At 55.7% G+C, this 3,996-nt stretch carries 2 protein-coding genes and 1 pseudogene; 2 read left to right on the plus strand and 1 reads right to left on the minus strand.

Annotated elements, in window-relative coordinates; all coding sequences use genetic code 11:
• Window positions 1-168 (minus strand): annotated as a pseudogene (locus EHN07_RS20755) (AI-2E family transporter YdiK); the annotation flags it as partial.
• Between the two features lie 204 nt (window positions 169-372).
• Between EHN07_RS20755 and ydiJ the strand changes: the two are divergent.
• Both ydiJ and menI read left to right on the plus strand, forming a co-directional pair.
• Complete coding sequence (ydiJ, locus tag EHN07_RS19835; protein ID WP_124025728.1) at window positions 373-3,429, plus strand: D-2-hydroxyglutarate dehydrogenase YdiJ; 3,057 nt, start codon at window positions 373-375, stop codon at window positions 3,427-3,429.
• On the plus strand, window positions 3,426-3,836 hold the full coding sequence (gene menI / locus EHN07_RS19840; RefSeq protein ID WP_124025729.1) for a 1,4-dihydroxy-2-naphthoyl-CoA hydrolase: 411 nt from the start codon (window positions 3,426-3,428) through the stop codon (window positions 3,834-3,836). Before ydiJ ends, menI begins: the two co-directional genes overlap by 4 nt.
• Window positions 3,837-3,996: the final 160 nt, after the last annotated feature.

Here is a 3,996-nt window from a genome sequence, read left to right on the forward strand (position 1 = left end):
CTGTACCCTGAGCATCAGCGGCCAGGTGGAAAGCACAATCGTACCGGCCCAGGCAAAACCGAGCACAAACGGACGAACTATCCACAGGCAGGCGACGATCATCACCGAGATAAACAACACGGACAGCAGGATTTGTAGCAGATCCTTTGGCTGACTAACCTTAACCATAGATAAAATCACCTTAATAACAGATAACGGGCAAAGCGCCTGCGTTAAAGCCGCAAAGCGGATGCGTTAATGATGATGTATTTCCTCGGTTTTTGACAGAAACAAAACGGACGCGCATGCGCTAAAAAAATGTGTTAAAAAATGAATGGAAGCAAACGCAAACGATAACTCACAACTTATAACGTCAGGCAGGGTCGACGATCGATGATCCCACAAATTTCTCAGGCACCGGGCCTTGTTCAACTGGTGCTCAATTTTTTGCAGGCACTGGAACAACAAGGTTTTACCGGCGATACCGCCACCAGCTACGCTGACCGGCTGACGATGGCCACCGACAACAGTATTTATCAGCTGCTGCCGGATGCAGTGTTATTCCCGCGTTCTACCGCCGATGTGGCGCTGCTTGCCCGGCTGGCCTCGGAAGAGCGCTTTAAATCCCTGGTCTTCACGCCACGGGGTGGCGGCACCGGCACTAACGGCCAGTCGCTGAACAAAGGCATCGTGGTCGACATGTCGCGTTACATGAATCGCATCATTGAAATCAACCCTGAGCAGGGCTGGGTGCGTGTGGAAGCGGGGGTGATTAAGGACCAGCTTAACCACTATCTGAAACCTTACGGCTATTTCTTTGCCCCGGAGCTTTCCACCAGCAATCGCGCTACCCTGGGGGGGATGATTAATACCGATGCCTCAGGGCAGGGATCGCTGGTTTACGGCAAGACTTCCGATCATGTTCTGGGCGTCCGCGCGGTGCTGCTGGGGGGCGATATTCTCGATACGCATCAAATGTCGACGGCTCTCGCCGAAGAGATGGGGCGTGACGACAGCCCGACCGGCAAAATTTATCGCACCGTGCTTGAGCGTTGCCGCGAACAGCGCCCGCTGATCGTCGAGAAATTCCCGAAGCTGAACCGCTTCCTGACCGGCTACGACCTGCGCCACGTGTTTAATGATGACCTCTCGCAGTTCGACCTGACGCGCATTCTCTGTGGCTCTGAAGGCACGCTGGCGTTTATCACCGAAGCGAAGCTGGATATCACGCCGCTGCCAAAAGCGCGCCGGCTGGTGAATATTAAATATGACTCTTTTGACTCCGCGCTGCGTAACGCGCCCTTTATGGTGGAAGCCCGGGCGCTCTCAGTCGAAACCGTCGATTCAAAAGTCCTGAACCTGGCGCGTGAAGATATCGTCTGGCATTCGGTGAGCGAATTGATCGCCGATGTGCCAGGTAAAGAGATGCTGGGCCTGAATATCGTGGAATTTGCCGGTGACGATCTGGAACTCATCGAAGGCCAGGTTGCCGCGCTGTGCGAGCGCCTTGATGCGCTGATTGCACAAGGTGAAGGCGGCGTTATCGGCTGGCAGGTTTGTACGGAGCTTGCGGGTATTGAGCGCATTTATAACATGCGCAAAAAAGCAGTCGGCCTGTTGGGTAACGCCAAAGGGCAGGCGAAGCCGATTCCCTTTGCCGAAGACACCTGCGTGCCGCCGCAGCATCTGGCCGATTACATCACTGAATTCCGCGCGCTGCTGGATAGCCACCATCTGAGTTATGGCATGTTCGGCCACGTTGACGCGGGGGTTTTGCATGTGCGCCCGGCGCTGGATATGACTGACCCGCACCAGGAAGTGCTGATGAAGCGTATTTCTGATGATGTGGTGGCGCTGACTGCGAAATATGGCGGTCTGCTGTGGGGCGAGCACGGCAAAGGTTTCCGCGCTGAATACAGCCCGGCTTTCTTTGGCGCAACGCTGTATGAAGAGCTACGCCGCATCAAAGCGGTATTCGACCCGGACAACCGCTTAAACCCCGGCAAAATCTGCCCGCCGCTTGGGACGGATGCCCCTATGATGCAGGTTGATGCGGTGAAACGCGGCACCTTCGACAGACAAATTCCCATTGCGGTGCGCAGCTCATGGCGCGGCGCGATGGAGTGCAACGGCAACGGCCTGTGTTTTAACTTCGATGTCAAAAGCCCGATGTGCCCGTCGATGAAAATCACCAGTAACCGTATTCATTCGCCAAAAGGGCGTGCGACCTTAACGCGTGAATGGCTGCGTTTACTGGCGGACCGCGGCGTTGACCCGGACGCGCTGGAAAAACAGCTACCGGAAAAACGCGCCAGCCTGCGCTCGTTGATTGAGCGCACGCGCAACTCCTGGCACGCTCGCAAAGGCGAATATGATTTCTCTCATGAAGTGAAAGAGGCGATGTCCGGCTGCCTGGCATGTAAAGCCTGCTCAACGCAGTGCCCAATTAAAATCGACGTGCCGGAATTCCGCTCGCGCTTTTTGCAGCTTTATCACACCCGCTATCTGCGCCCGATGCGTGACCATCTGGTCGCCACAGTGGAAAGCTATGCGCCGTTAATGGCGCGTGCGCCAAAGACCTTCAACTTCTTTATGAGCCAGCCGTGGGTGCGCAGCCTTTCGGCGAAACATATCGGCATGATTGATTTACCCATGCTCTCCACGCCATCGTTACAGCAGCAGCTGGTTGGCCATACCTCGGCGAACACCACGCTTGAGCAGCTTGAAAGCTATTCCGCACCGCAGAAAGCTAAAACCGTGCTGGTGGTGCAGGACCCGTTCACCAGCTACTACGATGCGCAAGTGGTGGCAGATTTTGTGCGCCTGGTTGAAAAGCTGGGGCTGGAGCCGGTGGTGCTGCCATTTTCACCGAATGGTAAAGCGCAGCACATTAAAGGCTTCCTGCAGAAATTTGCCCGCACCGCGCGTAAGACCTCTGAATTCCTCAACCGCATTGCGCAACTGGGAATGCCGATGGTGGGGGTCGATCCCGCTCTGGTGCTTTGCTATCGCGACGAATATAAGCAGACGCTGGGTGAAGAGCGCGGCGATTTCCATGTGCAGTTAGTGCATGAATGGCTGCCGGGCGTACTGGCTCAACGTGAAACGACGCCGGTGAGCGGCGAATCCTGGTATCTGTTTGGCCACTGTACGGAAGTCACCGCGTTGCCGAGTGCGCCAAACCAGTGGGCGGCGATATTTGCCCGCTTAGGGGCGAAGCTCGAAAACGTCAGCGTCGGCTGTTGCGGCATGGCGGGAACCTACGGACATGAAGTGAAAAATCATGTTAACTCGCTGGGGATTTACGAACTTTCATGGCACCAGGCAATGCAGCGCCTGCCGCGCCAGCGTTGCCTGGCAACCGGCTACTCCTGCCGCAGTCAGGTAAAACGCGTGGAAGGCAACGGCGTGCGCCATCCGCTACAGGCACTACTGGAGATTCTGGGATGATCTGGCGACGCGAAGTTAATCTGGACGCGCTCAATAAAATGGGCGTCGGCAATATGGTTGAGCATGTTGGCATTGTGTTCACCCGGATTAATGACAATGAACTGGAAGCCACCATGCCCGTTGATATGCGCACCCGCCAGCCGTTTGGCCTGCTGCACGGTGGTGCGTCAGTGGTATTGGCAGAAACGCTTGGCTCCGTGGCCGGATATCTGTGTACCGAAGGCGAGCAGAAAATTGTCGGGCTGGAAGTGAATGCCAACCATCTGCGTTCGGCAAGCGCAGGAAGCGTGCGCGGCGTGTGCAGAGCGGTGCACCTCGGGCGCAGGCACCAGGTCTGGCAAATCGAAATCAGCGACGAGCAAGGGCGGCTTTGCTGCACCTCCCGGCTGACGACGGCAGTGGTGTAGATTCTGGCATCACAAATTTTTCATTCATTTCATCAATAGTTAATGAGTTGGCGCATATCACTTGATAGGCGTGCACTGAAAGGTGCACGTCCGGTTCGGAGATATGACATTCAGTACATATCGTATTAAAGCATGAGGGATGAGGTTGCTGACAAAGAAG

Source organism: Buttiauxella warmboldiae, from assembly GCF_003818135.1.
Classification (GTDB): domain Bacteria; phylum Pseudomonadota; class Gammaproteobacteria; order Enterobacterales; family Enterobacteriaceae; genus Buttiauxella; species Buttiauxella warmboldiae.

Excerpts from the sequence above, each read along its gene's own strand:
- ydiJ (WP_124025728.1), top strand. The coding sequence starts at position 373 with ATGATCCCACAAATTTCTCAGGCACCGGGCCTTGTTCAACTGGTGCTC.
- menI (WP_124025729.1), top strand. The coding sequence starts at position 3,426 with ATGATCTGGCGACGCGAAGTTAATCTGGACGCGCTCAATAAAATGGGC.